The sequence below is a fragment of the Streptomyces sp. NPDC045701 genome, from assembly GCF_056432045.1.
Genome location: NZ_JBWKJV010000024.1, coordinates 27,693 through 44,694 on the forward strand (window position 1 = coordinate 27,693; position 17,002 = coordinate 44,694).

Below are 17,002 nucleotides of genomic sequence, written 5' to 3' on the forward strand. Positions count from 1 at the left end.
TCCGTTGTCCCGGCTCGAATTGAGTGCCGATCCTGACAGAGGGGGTGCGGAGCAACAAGGGATTCCGTTGTTGCCTTTTGATTACGCGACGGAATCGGTCGACCATGTGTCGGGTGGCCGCCGTAATCTCCGTACGGTGTGTCCGTGGTGGCTGCCAGACTGGCGTGCATGGAACGGATCCACGAGCTGATCGAGCAGGTCAGCACGGGTAAGCGCGTCAGATTCCTGCACTTCTGGGGGCACACGCCGAAGCGGGACGGGACGCCGGGCGCGCACTGCCTGAGCCAGTGGTGGCCGTCGCCGTTCACCGTCGACGGCGTGGAGTACGCGACGGCGGAGCACTGGATGATGGCGTCCAAGGCCCGGCTCTTCGGCGACGCGGACGCCGAGCGGAAGGCCGTCGAGGCGCCGAACCCCGCGCTCGCGAAGAACGCGGGCCGGCTGGTGCGCGGCTTCGACGAGACGATTTGGAAGCGGGAGCGGTTCGCGATCGTCGTGAAGGGCAGCGAGCACAAGTTCGCCTCGGACCCCGGCCTGCGGGCGTTCCTGCTGTCGACGGGCGACCGGGTTCTGGTGGAGGCGAGCCCCGTGGACCGCGTCTGGGGCATCGGCCTGGCCGCCGATGACCCGAAGGCCGGGTCCCCCGCCCATTGGCGGGGATTGAACCTGCTGGGCTTCGCCCTGATGGACGCCCGCGCGGCGCTGGCGGCCACGGCCGCGCCCTGACGCCCGGGGGCCGGTCAGCGGTGGTGCGTGACCACCAGGGACGTGTCGAAGAGGTCGCCGCCGCGCTCGTCCCGCTGGCCGGACCGGTCGGCGGCGGTCGTGATCGTCCAGATCATGGCCGCCAGGAACGCGCCGCTGACCACGATGCCCACCGCGCCGAGGATGATCCCGGCGAGCGCCACGCCGTGGTTGTCGGCCTCGCCCCGCTGGGCCTTCTTGCGGCCCAGGATGCCGAAGACCAGCGCCAGGACGCCCAGGACGACGCCCAGGCCCCAGAGGCAGAAGAGGACCACGGAGGTGATGCCGAGGACCAGCGCGGTGACACCGAGGCCGTTGGACGGGGCCTGCTGCCAGCCGGGCCCTCCATAGGTGCCGTAGCCGGGGTAGCCGGGGTGCCCGTACGCCCCGGTGGGCTGCGTGGCGGGGTAGCCGTAGGCCCCGGCGGGCGGGGTGGCGGCGGGGTAGCCGTAGGCCACGGCGGGCTCCGGGGGGGCGGGGTAGCCGTACGGGGTCGGTGCGGGCCGGGCGGGGCCGCCCGGGGCTATCGGGGGCGGCGGCAGCTCACCGCCGGGCCCGGCGCCCGGTACCGACGTCACCGTGGGCTGGTCGTGCACCCCCGGCGGGCGCGACGGCGGCTGGTGGGCCGGCGGTTCGACACGGTCCTGGGGCGGCCTGCTCCCGGGCGGAGCCCACGGGTCGTTCGCGTCGCTCGTCTCTGGCACGGGCCCTCCCCCATCGTGTCCGGTCATGCTAACGGCCGCCCTACGATGATTCCTGACCAGCCCGGCGAGCGACCCGTACACGGAGGCCCCCCGATGACCGACCTGCACCCCTTCATCGCGGGGCTGCCCAAGGCCGAACTGCACGTCCACCACGTCGGATCCGCCTCGCCCCGGATCGTCGCCGAGCTGGCCGCCCGCCACCCCGACTCCCGGGTGCCCACCGACCCCGAGGCGCTGGTCGACTACTTCACCTTCACCGACTTCGCCCACTTCATCGAGGTGTACCTGTCGGTGGTGGACCTCATCCGCACGCCCGAGGACGTCCGGCTGCTGACGTACGAGGTGGCCCGCGACATGGCCCGGCAGAACATCCGGTACGCGGAGCTCACCATCACGCCCTTCAGCTCCACCCGGCGCGGCATCGACGAGAAGGCGTTCATGGCCGCCATCGAGGACGCCCGCCTCGCCGCCGAGACCGAGCTCGGCGTCATCCTGCGCTGGTGCTTCGACATCCCCGGCGAGGCCGGCCTGGAGGCGGCCGAGGAGACCGCGCGGCTCGCGGTGGACCTGCGGCCCGAGGGTTTGGTGTCGTTCGGGCTGGGCGGTCCGGAGATCGGCGTACCCCGCCCGCAGTTCAAGCCGTACTTCGACCGCGCCATCGCCGCCGGCCTGCACTCCGTCCCGCACGCCGGCGAGACGACCGGCCCGCAGACCGTGTGGGACGCGCTGACCGAGCTGCGCGCCGAGCGCATCGGCCACGGCACCAGCTCCACCCGCGACCCCCGGCTGCTGGCGCACCTCGCCGAGCACCGCGTCGCCCTGGAGGTCTGCCCGACGTCCAACATCGCCACCCGCGCCGTCGCGCACCTCGACGAGCACCCCCTCAAGGAGATGGTCGCCGCCGGCGTGCTGGTCACGATCAACTCCGACGACCCGCCGATGTTCGGCACCGACCTCAACAACGAGTACGCGGTAGCCGCCCGCCTCCTCGGCCTGGACGAGCGGGGCGTCGCCGCACTGGCCAGGAACGCGGTGGAGGCGTCGTTCCTCGATCCGGCCGGCAAGGCCAGGATCGCCGCCGAGATCGACAGCTACACCACCGAGTGGCTCCGCCGCTGATGCCCCCGTCGCCGATCTCCCGGCCCGTCACCGCCGTCGGTCACCGGGGCGACCCGTACCGCGTCCGCGAGAACACGCTCGCCTCGCTCCGCTCGGCCTTCGAGCGCGGCGCCGACGCGGTGGAGATCGACGTACGGCTCACCCGGGACGGCGTCCCGGTGCTGCTGCACGACGACTCGCTGAAGCGCCTGTGGGGTGCCGGTCTGCCGCTGGAGCGGGTCACGCTGGACCGGCTGCGCGCGCTGACCGGCCCGGCGGGCGTGCCGACCCTGGGCGAGGCGCTGGACGCGGTCGGCGACCGGCGGGTGATGATCGACCTGCCGGGCGCGACCGAGCGGTCGGTGCGCGCCGTCGTCGGCACCGTCCGCGAGCGCGGCGCGAACGACCGTGTGTACTACTGCTCCAGCGCCGCCGCCATGCTGCTGGTCCGGGCCGCCGATCCGGGCGCCGAGATCGCCCTGACCTGGACCACGCTCGCCCCGCCTCGCCCGGTGCTGCTCGACGCGGTGGCACCGCGCTGGCTCAACTACCGTTTCGGGCTGGTCGATCGGGCGCTGACGGACCGCGCCCACCGGGACGGGCTGCTGATCTCCGCCTGGACGGCCGACACCCGCAGGACCATGCGTAGGCTGATCGCCGACGGGGTGGACTCGATCACCACCAACCGCGTGGACGCGCTGAGCGCCGTACTGAAGGGAAACCGCACGTGACCCCGGACAGCACAGGCAGAATCCGCACCGACATCGCGCACAACGCCCGCGTCTGGAACTACTGGCTCGGCGGCAAGGACAACTACCCGGTCGACCGCGAGGTCGGCGACCAGGTCGTCGCGATGTTCCCGAGCATCGGCGAAGTCGCCCGCGCCGACCGGGCGTTCCTCGGCCGGGCCGTGACGTACCTGGCGGGTGAGGCGGGCGTACGGCAGTTCCTGGACATCGGCACCGGCCTGCCGACCGTCGACAACACGCACGAGGTCGCGCAGCGCATCGCGCCCGACGCCCGGGTCGTGTACGTCGACAACGACCCGATCGTGCTCACGCACGCCCGCGCCCTGCTCACCGGCTCGGCGCAGGGCGTGACCGAGTACATCGACGCGGACGCCCACCGCCCGGACCGGATCCTGGAGGCCGTCCGGCCGATCCTGGACCTCGACCGGCCGGTCGCCGTGATGATGCTCGGCATCCTCAACTTCGTGCTGGACACGGACGAGGCCCGTTCGATCGTGCGGACGCTGATGGCGGCGGTGCCGTCCGGCAGCCACCTGGTGCTGACCCACCCGACGCTGGAGCTGGGCGGCGAGGGCAACGCCGAGGCGATGGAGTTCTGGAACAAGAACGCCACGCCGCCCATCACCGCGCGCAGCCGGGCCGAGTTCGCCTCGTTCGTGGACGGCCTGGAGGTGCTGGAGCCGGGCATCGTGTCGTGCGCGACGTGGCGGTCCGCGGCGACGACGGAGGTGGCGCAGTTCGGCGTGGTCGCCCGCAAGCCGTGACCCGCGCGGCGGGCCGGCGGGCCCCGGCCCGCCGGTGGGCGGGGCGGACCGGGTGGCGCACCGGTGGTGCGTGGGCCGGGTGACGGACCGGCGGGCGGCGGGCGGCGGTGCGGACGCTGCGCCCGCAGCTCGTGGACCTGGGTCTGGCGCTGCGTACGAGGCCGGCGACGGCCGGGTGCTGTGGCTGCGGTCCGGCGGCCGCTGGGGCAACAACACGATGATCGCGGCGACCGAGGACCTGTCCCGGACCCCGGTGTACTCGGTGAACTCCACCGACGCGAAGGGCACGGGGACGAACCCGGTGCCCGAGCGGATCACACGGGCAGCGTTCGCACGCTGAGCACGGGCGCGGTGAGTGCCTCCAGTCGCTTGATCATGCGGTGTACGACGAGCAGCGGGATCACCCCGAAGACCCCGAAGGACATGTCGATCAGCGTCCAGTGGAAGGGGATGTCCCGGATGGGGCCGCAGATCAGGGCGAGCGGGATGATGCCGGCGCAGGCGATCATGCCGAACTCGATCACCCAGACGTTGCGCACGGGGTCGCGGTAGGGCCCGTAGAAGGCGACGGCGATGACGAGGTGCGCGAACGCGAGCCAGTCGGTCCCGTAGAGGAGGAAGGGGTACTGCCGGTCGGCGGTGTCGACGCCGGCGCGGACGCGGACGATCCACTCCTGGAGGGCGGGGAAGGCGTCCGCGACGGGGGAGGCCCAGCCGTTCAGGGCGTCTTCGAGGAGGTGCAGTTCGGTGACGAGCGGGAAGGCCGTCGCCCCGCTCAGCACCAGGCAGACGATGAAGAACACCAACCACACGCGTATGCGCCGCAGTAGGGCGCCGGTCTCGCTCATGTCCGCAGCGTACGCCGGGGTTTACACCGTTTTTACCGGGGGTCCCGGTACGGTCCGCCCGCCCTCCGCACCGGGCCGGCCCGCCGACTGTGCGAAGATCCGAACGTGCAACCGATCAGCGTGGAAGACCCTTCCTGGATAGGGCCGTACCGGCTCCTCGGCCGCCTGGGCGAGGGAGGAATGGGCCGCGTCTACCTCGCCCGCAGCGAGGGCGGCCGGACCGTCGCCGTGAAGCTGATCCTCGGTCAGCTCGCGCAGGACCAGGAGTTCCGGCGGCGCTTCACCCAGGAGGTCTCCGCGGCGCGGCGGGTCGGCGGCCGGTGGACGGCGCCGGTGCTGGACGCCGACACCGGGGCCACCGTGCCCTGGGTGGCGACCGGATACATCCCCGGACCGTCCCTGTCGGAGGTCGTCGGCGACGGCCACGGGCCGCTGCCCGAGACCTCGGTGCGCGCGCTGGCGAGCGGGCTGTCGCAGGCTCTGGAGTCCATCCACTCCGTGGGGCTGGTCCACCGGGACCTGAAGCCGTCCAACGTGCTGGTGACCGTGGACGGTCCGCGGGTGATCGACTTCGGGATCGCCCGGGCCCTGGACGCGCAGGGCGCCACGGGTGACGTCCGGACCCGCACCGGCGCGGTCGTCGGTTCGCCCGGTTTCATGTCGCCCGAGCAGGTGCGCGGCGAGAGCATCACCCCCGCGTCGGACGTGTTCTGCCTGGGCGCGGTCCTGGCGTACGCGGCGACGGGACGTACACCCTTCGGCGGCGCCGACAGCGGCGTGCACAGCCTGTTGTACCGGATCGTGCAGGAGGAACCGGACCTCACGGGGGTGCCGCAGAGGCTGGCCGGGCTGGTCCGCGCCTGCCTGGTCAAGGACCCGGCCGGCCGGCCCTCGGTCGCGGAGCTGATCGAGGCCACCCGGGACGCGGAACCCGCCGGTGCCTGGCTGCCGGGCGCGCTGCTCGCCCAGCTCGGGCAGCGGGCGGCCCGGCTGCTGGACGCCGAGGTGCCGTCGTCGGCGCGCGCCCCGGCGCCGCGGCAGCCGCACCCCGGGCCGCCGTACGCGCCGACGGCCTTCCAGACGCCCCCGCCGGCGTTCGGGACCCCGCCCCCGGCGTTCGGGACTCCGCCGCCGTCGCCCCAGCCCTACGCGTACGCGATGCCGCACTCCGTACCGACGGGCCTTCCGGACACCTCCGCCGGCCGGCCGGGCAACGGCGGGCGGGTGGCGCTGATCGTGCTGGGCATCGTGGTCGGGCTGCCGGTGGTGAGCGTCTTCCTGCTCTTCCTGATCGGTCTGCTCACCGAGGAGGAGGAGACGCCCGCGCTCCACGAGATCGAGGGCGCCGTGCCGGAGGCGTACCTCGGCGCCTGGGAGGGCGTGATGAAGGCGGGCGCGGAGGGTGAGTTCCAGGGGCGCTTCGACATCGTCCAGGGTGAGAAGGACCAGGTGGTCGCCACGGTGACGTACACCCTCCCGTACGCGCTGTGCCAGGACCGCGTCCCCCTGGTGTCCGCCGACGGCTCGAAGATCGTCCTGGGTGGGGGCACCCGGGCGAAGAGCGTACCGGCGGGGGCGAGGAACTGCGCGCCGCCGTCGACGCGGCAGACCCTCAAGGCGCAGCCGGACGGCTCGCTGCTGTGGGAGTCGACGGGCGCCTCCACGACGCTGCGGCCGGCCGAGACCAGCAAGGCGGCCGTCCACCCGAAGTTCCTGGGCACCTGGGACCTGCCGACCGAGCCCGCCGCCAACAGCCTCCGGCTGACGGTCGAGCAGGGGGCGGTCGGTGAGGACGTCGTCACGGCGATCGGCGCGGGCTCGTTCAAGGAGTGCAGATGGAAGGGGGCGCTCACGGGCGCCCACAGCGACCGGCTCGTCCTGGGTCCGCTCACGGCCGGCAGGAACACGTGCCCGGTGCGGAGCTCGATGGTGATCACCCCCGCCGGTGAGGGAAAGCTCTACGTGGACCGAGCGGACCGCCCGAAGGGCACCGGCCGGGAGGAGCTGACCCGCTTCACCCCCTGACGACGGGGTTCACTGCGGCACCGCGAACCGCCTGCCGGGCACCCCGGCAGGCGGTTCGCGGTGCCGGTAGCCCGGCGCCGGCCGGGTACGCGGCGGTGGCGGCGGCCTGCATTCACGGGTCCGGGGTGTCGTCCTCGTCGGCCTGGACCCCTTCGAGCGGTTCGCCGCCGCCCGTGCCCTCGCCGGGGCGGTAGCCCTCGGCGGCGCTCGCCGTGCCGGGGACGGTGCGGTGGCCTGCCTGGCGCTCGGCGCCCGAGTGGGCTCCGGGCTCTTCCTCCGCGCGCTCGCGGGCACGTTCCGGTGGTGTCTGGGGCGTCTTGTCGTTCATGGGCCTGCGGGTACCCGTGGCGCGGTGCCTCATACGCCCGGGACACGCCCGGAAAGGCGGGCGGGCGGGCCGGGATCGCCCGGCCCGCCCGCCCGTGGCGCGGGGGTCAGCCCAGCGAGGTCATCACGTGCTTGACGCGCGTGTAGTCCTCGAAGCCGTACGCCGAGAGGTCCTTGCCGTAACCGGACTTCTTGAAGCCGCCGTGGGGCATCTCCGCGACCAGCGGGATGTGGGTGTTGATCCAGACGCAGCCGAAGTCGAGCGCCTTGGACATGCGCATCGCGCGGGCGTGGTCCTTGGTCCAGACGGAGGAGGCCAGGGCGTACTCGACGCCGTTGGCGTACTCCAGGGCCTGCTCCTCGTCGCGGAACGACTGGACGGTGATGACGGGGCCGAAGACCTCGTTCTGGATGATCTCGTCGTCCTGCTTGAGGCCGGAGACGACGGTCGGGGCGTAGAAGTAGCCCTTGTCGCCGACCCGGTGGCCGCCCGCCTCGACCTTGGCGTGGGCGGGCAGGCGGTCGATGAAGCCGCTGACCTGGCTCAGCTGGTTGGCGTTGTTGAGGGGGCCGTACAGCACGTCCTCGTCGTCCGGCTGACCGGTCTTCGTCTCGGAGGCGGCCTTGGCGAGGGCGGCCACGAACTCGTCGTGGATGGACTCGTGCACCAGGACGCGGGTCGCGGCCGTACAGTCCTGCCCGGCGTTGAAGAAGCCCGCCACCGAGATGTCCTCGACCGCCTTGGCGATGTCGGTGTCCTCGAAGACGACGACCGGCGCCTTGCCGCCCAGTTCGAGGTGGACGCGCTTGACGTCCTTGGCGGCGGATTCGGCGACCTGCATGCCGGCGCGTACCGAGCCGGTGATGGAGGCCATCGCCGGGGTGGGGTGCTCGACCATGGCGCGACCGGTCTCGCGGTCGCCGCAGATGACGTTGAAGACGCCCTTGGGGACGATCGAGCCGATGATCTCGGCGATCAGCACGGTGGAGGCCGGGGTGGTGTCCGACGGCTTGAGCACGACCGTGTTGCCCGCGGCGAGCGCGGGGGCGAACTTCCACACGGCCATCATCATCGGGTAGTTCCACGGCGCGACCTGGGCGCAGACGCCCACCGGCTCGCGGCGGACGATCGAGGTCAGGCCCTCCATGTACTCGCCGGCGGACTTGCCCTCCAGCATCCGGGCGGCGCCCGCGAAGAACCGGATCTGGTCCACCATCGGCGGGACCTCTTCGGTGCGGGTCAGCTCGAGCGGCTTGCCGGTGTTCTCGGACTCGGCGGCGATGAGGTCCTCGGCGCGCTCCTCGAAGGCGTCGGCGATCTTCAGCAGCACCCTCTGGCGCTCGGCGGGCGTGGTGTCACGCCATCCCGGGAAGGCGGCCGCGGCGGCCTCCATGGCGGCGTCGACGTCGGCCTGGCCGGAGAGCGGAGAAGTGGCGTACACCTCGCCGGTGGCCGGGTTGACCACGTCGATGGTCCGTCCGTCGGCGGCGTCCCGGAACTCCCCGTTGATGTAGTTGCGCAGACGACGCAGCTCGGTGGTCACTTGCCACCCCTCCTGTCGGTGTCGTGGTGCTCGGTGACTCAGGTGTCCACGTGGTGGACAGGCCCACCCTAGTCGCTGAGGCGACGATTCCGACAGGGCCGACGTCCCACAACTTCGGATTCAGTGGGATTCGATCTCCGCAACAACGGATATCCTCGGTCTGGGGTTGCGCGACTGACGAGACTCGGTGCACAGTGAAGGCGTGGCCAGTCGAAGCGCAGACCCCAGGGCCGGGAACGGATCGTCACCGACGATCGACGCCGTATCCCTGGCGATCATCGAACAGCTCCAGGAGGACGGCCGCCGTCCGTACGCCGCCATCGGCAAGGCCGTGGGCCTGTCCGAAGCGGCCGTGCGACAGCGCGTCCAGAAGCTCCTCGATCAGGGCGTCATGCAGATCGTCGCCGTCACCGACCCCCTCACCGTCGGCTTCCGCCGTCAGGCGATGGTCGGCATCAACGTCGAGGGTGACGTGGAGCAGGTGGCGGACGCGGTGACGGCCATGGCCGAATGCGAGTACGTGGTGATGACCGCGGGCTCCTTCGACCTGATGGTGGAGATCGTCTGCGAGGACGACGACCACCTCCTGGATGTGATCAACAAGCGCATCCGCACCCTCCCCGGCGTGCGCTCCACCGAGAGCTTCGTCTACCTCAAGCTCAAGAAGCAGACCTATATGTGGGGAACCCGATAGCCGTGAGCAAGGACCTCTCCAAGACCGCCTACGACCACCTGTGGATGCACTTCACCCGCATGTCGTCGTACGAGAACAGCCCCGTCCCGACCATCGTCCGCGGCGAGGGCACCTACATCTACGACGACAAGGGCAAGCGCTACCTCGACGGCCTCGCCGGCCTGTTCGTGGTCCAGGCCGGCCACGGCCGCACGGAGCTCGCCGAGACCGCCTACAAGCAGGCCCAGGAACTCGCCTTCTTCCCGGTGTGGTCCTACGCCCACCCGAAGGCCGTCGAGCTGGCCGAGCGCATCGCGCACCACGCCCCCGGCGACCTGAACAAGGTCTTCTTCACCACCGGCGGCGGCGAGGCGGTCGAGACCGCCTGGAAGCTGGCCAAGCAGTACTTCAAGCTGGTGGGCAAGCCCACCAAGCACAAGGTCATCTCCCGCGCGGTCGCCTACCACGGCACTCCGCAGGGCGCCCTGTCCATCACCGGCCTGCCGGGCCTGAAGGCCCCCTTCGAGCCGCTGGTCCCCGGCGCGCACAAGGTGGTCAACACCAACATCTACCGCGCGCCGATCTTCGGCGACGACCCGGAGGCCTACGGCCGCTGGTGCGCCGACCAGATCGAGCAGCAGATCCTGATGGAGGGCCCCGACACCGTCGCCGCGGTCTTCCTGGAGCCGGTGCAGAACGCCGGTGGCTGCTTCCCGCCGCCGCCCGGATACTTCCAGCGCGTGCGCGAGATCTGCGACCAGTACGACGTACTGCTCGTCTCGGACGAGGTCATCTGCGCCTTCGGCCGCCTCGGCACGATGTTCGCGTGCGACAAGTTCGACTACGTGCCGGACATGATCACCTGCGCCAAGGGCATGACGTCGGGCTACTCCCCGATCGGCGCGTGCATCATCTCCGACCGCCTGGCGGAGCCGTTCTACAAGGGTGACAACACCTTCCTGCACGGCTACACCTTCGGTGGCCACCCGGTCTCCGCCGCGGTGGGCCTCGCCAACCTCGACATCTTCGAGCGCGAGAACCTCAACCAGCACGTCCTGGACAACGAGGGCGCCTTCCGCTCCACGCTGGAGAAGCTGCACGACCTGCCGATCGTCGGCGACGTCCGCGGCAACGGCTACTTCTACGGCATCGAGCTCGTCAAGGACAAGGTCACCAAGGAGTCGTTCAACGACGAGGAGACCGAGCGCGTCCTGTACGGGTACCTCAGCAAGGCGCTGTTCGACAACGGCCTGTACTGCCGTGCCGACGACCGCGGCGACCCGGTCGTGCAGCTGGCGCCGCCGCTGATCTCCGACCAGTCCACGTTCGACGAGATCGAGCAGATCCTCCGGGCCACCCTCACCGAGGCCTGGACGAAGCTGTGACCCTCGGCGTGATCGTCCGATCGTAGGCTGAACGCGGCCCGGGTCCTGCCCCATCCGAGTGAGATGGGCGGGCCCGGGCCGTGTGCTGTCCGGACAGCCGCCTCGCCAATACCTACGGTTCCTGTGACCGATCCGCCCTACCATCGTTCCGCCGTACGGGGGAACAACGTACGGGGAAACGACACATCAGAACCGATACCGAGGTGTACGCCATGGTGGCCCCGCCGGACAACGACGTGCTCTGGGCACGCGCCCTGCACCACTCCCACAACGGCTCCCCCGCGCTCCAAGGCGTCTCCCTCGGCGTGCGCGAGGGCGAGATCCTCGCGGTCAGCGGACCGCGGGGCAGCGGCAAAACGACACTGCTGCGCTGCCTGTCCGGCCGGCTCGTCCCTCGCGACGGCGAGGTCTGGTTCAACAGCGCCCCCGTGCACACCATGACCCCGCTCCAGCGCGAACGGCTGCGCCGCGACCGGTTCGGCTGGATCGGCCCCGAGCCCGGCCTCGTACCCGAGCTGACCGCCTGGGAGAACACCGCCCTGCCGCTGATGCTGCGCGGCACCTCCCGCCGCGCCGCCAAGTCCGCCGCCCTGGACTGGCTGGAGCGCCTCGACGCCGGCGACTGCGCGCGCCTGCGCCCGCACGCCCTCCTCCAGGCCCAGCGCCAGCGCGTCGCCATCGCCCGGGCCCTGGTGACCATGCCGTCGCTGCTCTTCGCCGACGAACCGACCGCGCCCCTCCACCGCGCCGACGGCGCCCAGGTGCTGCGCACCCTGACGGCCGCAGCCCGCTCGCACCGGATCACCGTCCTGCTCGCCACGCACGACCCGGAGGTCGCGGCGCTCGCCGACCGCACGGCCCACCTGCTCGACGGGCGGCGGGTCAACTCGGTGCGCCTCGACGGAGCGGAGGGCCGCGACGCGTGCTCGCTCTCCGTCTAGCCCGCGGCGCTCACCCCCTGGTGCTCCTGCGCCGGCTGCTCGTCGCGGCCGCGTCGGCCGGGGTCGGCTTCCTGCTGCTGTGCACCCTCGGGTACGCGGTCGGGCACCCCGGCGAGTCGCAGGCGGCCCTGACCCGCCTGGCCTGGTGCGTGCTGCCGCTCGCCGCCACCGTGCACTTCGCGGTCGCCGTCGCCCGTACCGACCCGGCCACCCGGCCGCGCCCCGGGCTGTCGGCGATCGGCCTGGGCCCCGCCCGGCTCGCCGCGGTCGCCGCCGCGTCCACCGCCCTGTCCTGCACCCTCGGCTCGATGGTCGCCCTGCTCGTCTTCCTCCACCTGCGCGGTGACCTCACCGGCCTGCCGTTCGACGGGGCGTCCGCCGAGCTGCTGGGCGCGGGCCGGCCGCTGCCGCTGGCGGCCGCGCTGACGCTGCTCGGCATCGTGCCGGTCGTCGCGTCCACGTCCGCCGCGCTGACGCTGCGGCCGCGCCGCAAGGCGGTCCTGGACGACGACCCCGACACCGCCGAGCCCGCCCCGGCGGCCCCGCCGAGCGGGCTGCCCTGGGGCGTGGCGCTGGTCGCGCTGGGCGTGGCGGTCGAGATGTACGCCTCCCGGGGCCGGGGCGGCGGCGCCGCTGCCCTGTCCCTGCCGGGCGGCCTCGGCGGCGGCCCGGTGGGCGTGCTGGCGGGCTGGGCGCTCACCGCGGTGGGCCTCGCCGTCGCGGGGCCCGGGCTCACGCACCTGACCGGGCGGCTGCTCCAGGCGTTCCGCCCCGGCGTGACCCGCCTGCTCGCGGGCCGCGCGCTGATGGACGAGGCGCGGCGCATCGGCCGCCCGCTGGGCGTGGCGTGCGCGGTGGCCTCGGCGACGATCGGGGCGACGACGCTGTACGGCCCGGGCGGCGCCCAGCCGTTCGGCCCGCTGACCGGGTTGGGCGCGGCGCTGGTCATGACGTGCACCACGGCGACGCTGCTGACCGCCGCGCTGGAGTCCCGGCAGACCCGCGTCTCCACGAAGGACGCGCTGCTGCGGCTGGGCGCCTCGGCGTCCACGCTCCGGCTGGCCGTGGGCATGCGGGCCCTGGCGCTACTGGCCGTGTTCGCGCCCCTGACCTGGGCGGTCGCGGAGCTGGCGGCGCTGCCGCTGCGTCGGTAGGACCCGGAGGCCACGACCCGGCCGCGCCCCGGAGAACCGTTACGCCCGGGCGCGCTCACCGGGCGGCCCGGTCCGCCGACGGGTCCGGACCCGGTGGCCGCACCGGGCCCGCGGCGGCCCCCAGGGGGGTGGCTATCGTGGCGGGCATGGCGCACACACCCCGGCACGGCCACGACCGAGAGATCGAGACGCTCCAGGAGTTCGACGAGGTGGCCGCGCGCGGCAGCCTCGTCGGGTACCGGCTCCAGGCCGTCGACCTGACGGAGCGCACGGACGCGCTGCTCGCCCTCCCCGCGACGGGTGCCGTGTTCCTCGGCTGCCGTATGGAGCCGGAGGCGGCGGCGAAGGCGCGGGCCGAGGGGGCGCTCGTCTTCCCGCCCGTACCGGACCTGCCGTTCGACCCGTACCGCGGACTGCTGTACTCCCCCGACGAGCTGTTCGCCGGCCTCGCCGAGCGGGGGTACGCGCGCACGCCGGACGCGCTCGCGTACGCCTGGTTCCAGCGGACGAAGGCGGACGGCGACATCTTCGCCTCCATGCTGCGGGCCGTGCACGACGACGCCGTCTCCGACGCGCTGGACGAACACCTCGCCGGGGCGCGCGTGGTCGGGGTGATGGGCGGCCACGCGATGGCCCGCGGCACGGACGCGTACACCGGCGCCGCCCGCCTCGGCCGCGGTCTCGCCCGCGCCGGGCTGACCGTCGCGACGGGCGGTGGGCCCGGCGCCATGGAGGCGGCCAACCTGGGCGCGTACGTCGCGCCGTTCGACGACGCCGTGCTGGAGGAGGCGCTGCTGCTGCTCGGCAAGGAGCCGTCGTTCGTCCCCTCCGTCGGCGACTGGGCGCGGGCGGCCTTCGACGTGCGGTCCCGCTGGCCCGGAGGCGGCGACTCGGTGGGCATCCCGACCTGGTTCTACGGCCACGAGCCACCGAACGCGTTCGCGTCCCACATCGCCAAGTACTTCGCCAACGCCACCCGCGAGGACGGCCTGCTGGCCCGCTGCAACGCGGGAGTCGTCTTCCTCCCGGGCGCGGCGGGCACCGTCCAGGAGATCTTCGACAACGCGACCCCCAACTACTACGAGTCGCGCGGCGAGCCGACCCCCATGGTCCTGGTCGACCGGCACCACTGGACCGAGCACCTGCCGGCCTGGCCGCTGCTGCGGTCCCTCGCGGCGGGCCGCTCCATGGAGAGCCGCATCGCCCTGGTCGACAGCGTGGCCGAGGCCCCGGAGGCGCTGCGGCGGCTGAGCGAGCGGTGACCCCGCACCCGGGCCGTCCCGTGTGAAGCCGAATGGCCCATCGGGCGGGCGCTGTTGCGGGGGGCGCCCGATGCTGGGGCCTGAGCGGCCCGGCAGGGCCGGTCGCCAGCGACTTCCAGGAGGTACGCCGACATGCGCGCAGCGCCCGTCCACCGCCCTCGCTCCCTCCGCGCCCGGCTCAGACCGACCGCCGCCCTGGTCGCGGCCGGGGCCTGTGCCGCCGGCCTGATCTCCGGACCGGCTCAGGCCGAGGCGCCGCGTCCGGACGGCCGCGACCGCGAGCTGCGCGCGGCACTGGAGGAGCTGGTGGGGCCCCCGGACGGACCGCCGGGGGCCATCGTTCTGCTCCGGCGGGGCCGGGACGTGAAGGTCTACCGGGCCGGTGTGGCCGACGCGGACTCCGGACGGCCGCCGCACCCCGGTGACCACATGCGCGTGGCCAGCATCGCCAAGGCGTACAGCGGGGCCGTCGCGCTGCGGCTGGTGGACCGTGGGAAGCTGCGGCTCGACGACACGATCGGCAAGCGGCTGCCGCGGCTGCCGAAGGCATGGCACAAGGTGACGCTCCGCCACCTGCTCCAGCACACCAGCGGCCTGCCGGACTTCACCGAGGACCCGGATTTCCAGCAGGCGGTGGCGGCGGACCCGCGCCGCGAAGTCGACCCGCACACGCTGCTGGACTTCGTCGCCGACAAGCCCCTCCTCTTCAAGCCGGGCTCCCGCTACCGGTACGACAACTCGGACAACACGGTGGTGGCCATGATGGCGGAGGCCGCGACGGGCCGTCCGTACGAGGAGTTGCTGCGTGAGCTGGTCCTCCGGCCGCTCGGCGTGCGCAACACCGGCCTGCCACGGGGGTACCTGCTTCCCCGCCCGTACATCCACGGCTACGAGTTCGAGCCGGACGGCCCACTGGAGGACGTCAGCACCGCCTTCAGCGCGTCGCTCTTCTGGGCCTCCGGCGGTGTCGTCTCCACCCCGAACGACCTGAACGTCTTCATGCGTGCCTACGCGGGCGGCCGGCTCCTGTCGAAGGAGACCCGCAAGGAGCAGACCAAGTGGATCGCCGGCTCCTCCGTGAACCCCGGCCCCGGCCGCAACGAGGCCGGTCTCGCGCTGTTCCGGTACACCACCCGCTGCGGTGTCGTCCACGGCCACACCGGCACCATCCCGGGCTACACCCAGCTCGCCGCCGCCACGCCCGACGGCAAACGCTCCCTGACGTTCACCCTCAACACCCAGGTCAGCCGACAGCGGACGCCGGAGCTCCTGGCCCGGATGCGCAAGGTCCAGGAGGACTTCGTCTGCGCTGCTCCGCCCCTGACACCACCGGCCGCCGGCCTCCCGGTGTGAGTGTGCGCGTGACCCACCGGGTCACGGCCGTCCGGCGCCCCTCCGCTTCCGTTCCTCACGGTCAGGCAACGTCCGGGGCCGTTCTCCCGTCTGGCAGTCGTACACAGCTGACCGACGAACGGAGCCGGACGTGCTCATAGGACTGTTGACGGCCGTCGCGGCCTCGATCTGCTACGGCACGGGCTCGGTCCTGCAAGCGGTCGGCTCCCGGAAGTCCGCCCGCCGTGAGGCCGCGGCCGGTTTGACGACCCAGCACGGCGGGCCCTCCCTGTCCTCGACCGCCAAGGCGGCGATGACGTGGGAGTTCGTCGTCGGTACGATCCTCGACCTCGTCGGCTTCGGGCTGGGCGCGCTGGCCGCGCGGATGCTGCCGCTCTTCCTGTCGCAGACGGTGATCAGCGCGAACCTGGTGATCACCGCCGTGCTGAGCGTGCGGATGCTCGGCATCCGGCTGACGCGGGCGGAGTGGACCTCGATCGGCGTCGTCTGCACGGCGCTGGTGCTGCTGGCCACGGCCGCCGGACCGGAGGGCGGCCGGCACACGCCGGTCGCCACGCACTGGTGGCTGCTGGCCGTGTCGCTGCTGCTCATCTTGGGCGGGACGGTCGTCGTGCGGCTGCTGGGCGCGCGGGCCGCGATCCTCGCGGGCCTGCTGTCCGGGCTGGGTTTCGGGGCCCTCGGGGTCGGTGTGCGGGTGCTGAACGGTGTCGACCCCTTCGACGCCGGCGCGCTGCTGGCGGACCCGGCGCTGTACGCCGTCCTCGTCGCCGGCGTGGGAGGGATGTACCTGCACACGGTCGCGCTCCAGATCGGCTCGGTGAACGGGGCGACGGCCGCGCTGGTGGTCGGCGAGACGGTGCTGCCGGGCATGATCGGCGTGCTGTGGCTGGGGGACGCGTCCCGGCCCGGGTTCGGGTGGCTCGCGATCGCGGGGTTCGTGCTGGCGGTGGCGGGCGCCGTCGCGGTCGCGTGGTTCGGGGCGCCGGAGTCCGGGCCGTCGCCCGCCGTGGAGGAGGAGCCCCGGGAACTCACCCGCGTCGGCACGGCGGCTCCCTCGTAGACTCCCGGCGGGGGAGATGAGAGATGGGGCTACGGCTCAGGACCGGTGCCACGATCACCGCGACCGCCGCGCTCGTGACGGGTGCGCAGGTGCCGCGCCTGCTGGAGGACCGGGACAGGGAGCGGCTCCTGTTCGCGGACCGGTCGTACGTGGAGGACGGCGAGGCCCGGTTCGGGCTGGAGGCCGACCCGCCGAACCCGCCGGACGAGCCGCGCCGCACGTCCTCGCGGGGGGCCGCGCCACCTATGTGCGGCCGTACGGTGAGCACCGCAGGATCTGGGCGGCCACCAGCGCCGGTGGCGACATCCTGGCGCTCAAGCGGTTCGAGGACCCGCTGTCGGCGGAGCTCCGGGCCGGCATGTTGCGGGCGG

General features: G+C 72.9%; 17 protein-coding genes. 13 read left to right on the forward strand and 4 right to left on the reverse strand.

Annotation, left to right across the window (positions count from 1 at the left end; translation table 11 throughout):
• The first annotated feature begins 168 nt into the window (after positions 1–168).
• Positions 169–726 (forward strand): NADAR family protein, encoded by a 558-nt coding sequence (locus AC07DW_RS23035; RefSeq protein ID WP_478859558.1) that lies wholly within the window; start codon positions 169–171, stop codon positions 724–726.
• Positions 727–740: 14 nt separating this feature from the next.
• Here the strand turns inward: AC07DW_RS23035 and AC07DW_RS23040 are convergent, their stop codons facing one another.
• Positions 741–1,448 carry a DUF4190 domain-containing protein gene (locus tag AC07DW_RS23040; RefSeq protein ID WP_478859559.1) on the reverse strand — a complete coding sequence of 236 codons (708 nt, stop codon included), beginning with the start codon at positions 1,446–1,448 and terminating at the stop codon, positions 741–743.
• Between the two features lie 93 nt (positions 1,449–1,541).
• On the opposite strand from AC07DW_RS23040, the gene AC07DW_RS23045 reads away from it, so the two are divergent.
• From AC07DW_RS23045 to AC07DW_RS23060, 4 genes are all read left to right on the forward strand, one after another.
• On the forward strand, positions 1,542–2,567 hold the full coding sequence (locus AC07DW_RS23045; protein WP_478859560.1) for an adenosine deaminase: 1,026 nt from the start codon (positions 1,542–1,544) through the stop codon (positions 2,565–2,567).
• The gene (locus tag AC07DW_RS23050) at positions 2,567–3,277 is read left to right on the forward strand and encodes a glycerophosphodiester phosphodiesterase (protein WP_478859561.1); all 711 of its coding nucleotides are present in this window, start codon (positions 2,567–2,569) and stop codon (positions 3,275–3,277) included. The genes AC07DW_RS23045 and AC07DW_RS23050 overlap by 1 nt, the downstream gene beginning before the upstream one ends.
• The gene (locus AC07DW_RS23055) at positions 3,274–4,059 is read left to right on the forward strand and encodes an SAM-dependent methyltransferase (protein ID WP_478859562.1); all 786 of its coding nucleotides are present in this window, start codon (positions 3,274–3,276) and stop codon (positions 4,057–4,059) included. Before AC07DW_RS23050 ends, AC07DW_RS23055 begins: the two co-directional genes overlap by 4 nt.
• A 175-nt stretch (positions 4,060–4,234) precedes the next feature.
• Positions 4,235–4,399, forward strand: a complete 165-nt coding sequence (locus tag AC07DW_RS23060) for a hypothetical protein (protein WP_478859563.1) — start codon at positions 4,235–4,237, stop codon at positions 4,397–4,399.
• Here the strand turns inward: AC07DW_RS23060 and AC07DW_RS23065 are convergent.
• On the reverse strand, positions 4,374–4,907 hold the full coding sequence (locus AC07DW_RS23065) for a hypothetical protein (RefSeq protein WP_478859564.1): 534 nt from the start codon (positions 4,905–4,907) through the stop codon (positions 4,374–4,376). The genes AC07DW_RS23060 and AC07DW_RS23065 overlap by 26 nt on opposite strands.
• Before the next feature lie 105 nt (positions 4,908–5,012).
• Here AC07DW_RS23065 and AC07DW_RS23070 point away from each other — a divergent pair, with 105 nt between their 5' ends.
• The gene (locus AC07DW_RS23070; protein WP_478859565.1) at positions 5,013–6,932 is read left to right on the forward strand and encodes a serine/threonine-protein kinase; all 1,920 of its coding nucleotides are present in this window, start codon (positions 5,013–5,015) and stop codon (positions 6,930–6,932) included.
• A 112-nt stretch (positions 6,933–7,044) separates the two neighbouring features.
• On the opposite strand, the gene AC07DW_RS23075 is transcribed toward AC07DW_RS23070, so the two are convergent.
• Positions 7,045–7,260: a hypothetical protein gene (locus AC07DW_RS23075; protein ID WP_478859566.1), complete on the reverse strand. Its 216-nt coding sequence runs from the start codon at positions 7,258–7,260 to the stop codon at positions 7,045–7,047.
• 106 nt (positions 7,261–7,366) lie between these two features.
• Complete coding sequence (locus tag AC07DW_RS23080; RefSeq protein ID WP_478859567.1) at positions 7,367–8,803, reverse strand: gamma-aminobutyraldehyde dehydrogenase; 1,437 nt, start codon at positions 8,801–8,803, stop codon at positions 7,367–7,369.
• 187 nt (positions 8,804–8,990) lie between these two features.
• Here AC07DW_RS23080 and AC07DW_RS23085 point away from each other — a divergent pair, with 187 nt between their 5' ends.
• From AC07DW_RS23085 to AC07DW_RS23115, 7 genes are all read left to right on the forward strand, one after another.
• A complete protein-coding gene (locus tag AC07DW_RS23085; RefSeq protein WP_126885454.1) occupies positions 8,991–9,497 on the forward strand; it encodes an Lrp/AsnC family transcriptional regulator in 507 nt (168 codons plus the stop codon).
• Positions 9,482–10,861: an aspartate aminotransferase family protein gene (locus AC07DW_RS23090; RefSeq protein ID WP_478859568.1), complete on the forward strand. Its 1,380-nt coding sequence runs from the start codon at positions 9,482–9,484 to the stop codon at positions 10,859–10,861. Before AC07DW_RS23085 ends, AC07DW_RS23090 begins: the two co-directional genes overlap by 16 nt.
• Before the next feature lie 212 nt (positions 10,862–11,073).
• Positions 11,074–11,802: an ABC transporter ATP-binding protein gene (locus AC07DW_RS23095; RefSeq protein ID WP_478859569.1), complete on the forward strand. Its 729-nt coding sequence runs from the start codon at positions 11,074–11,076 to the stop codon at positions 11,800–11,802.
• Complete coding sequence (locus tag AC07DW_RS23100) at positions 11,784–12,956, forward strand: hypothetical protein (RefSeq protein WP_478859570.1); 1,173 nt, start codon at positions 11,784–11,786, stop codon at positions 12,954–12,956. The genes AC07DW_RS23095 and AC07DW_RS23100 overlap by 19 nt, the downstream gene beginning before the upstream one ends.
• Positions 12,957–13,102: 146 nt before the next feature.
• Positions 13,103–14,218 carry an LOG family protein gene (locus AC07DW_RS23105; RefSeq protein WP_478859571.1) on the forward strand — a complete coding sequence of 372 codons (1,116 nt, stop codon included), beginning with the start codon at positions 13,103–13,105 and terminating at the stop codon, positions 14,216–14,218.
• A gap of 132 nt (positions 14,219–14,350) precedes the next feature.
• Positions 14,351–15,571 (forward strand): serine hydrolase domain-containing protein, encoded by a 1,221-nt coding sequence (locus tag AC07DW_RS23110; protein WP_478859572.1) that lies wholly within the window; start codon positions 14,351–14,353, stop codon positions 15,569–15,571.
• Positions 15,572–15,701: 130 nt separating this feature from the next.
• A complete protein-coding gene (locus AC07DW_RS23115; protein ID WP_478859573.1) occupies positions 15,702–16,631 on the forward strand; it encodes a DMT family protein in 930 nt (309 codons plus the stop codon).
• The last annotated feature ends 371 nt before the right edge of the window (positions 16,632–17,002 follow it).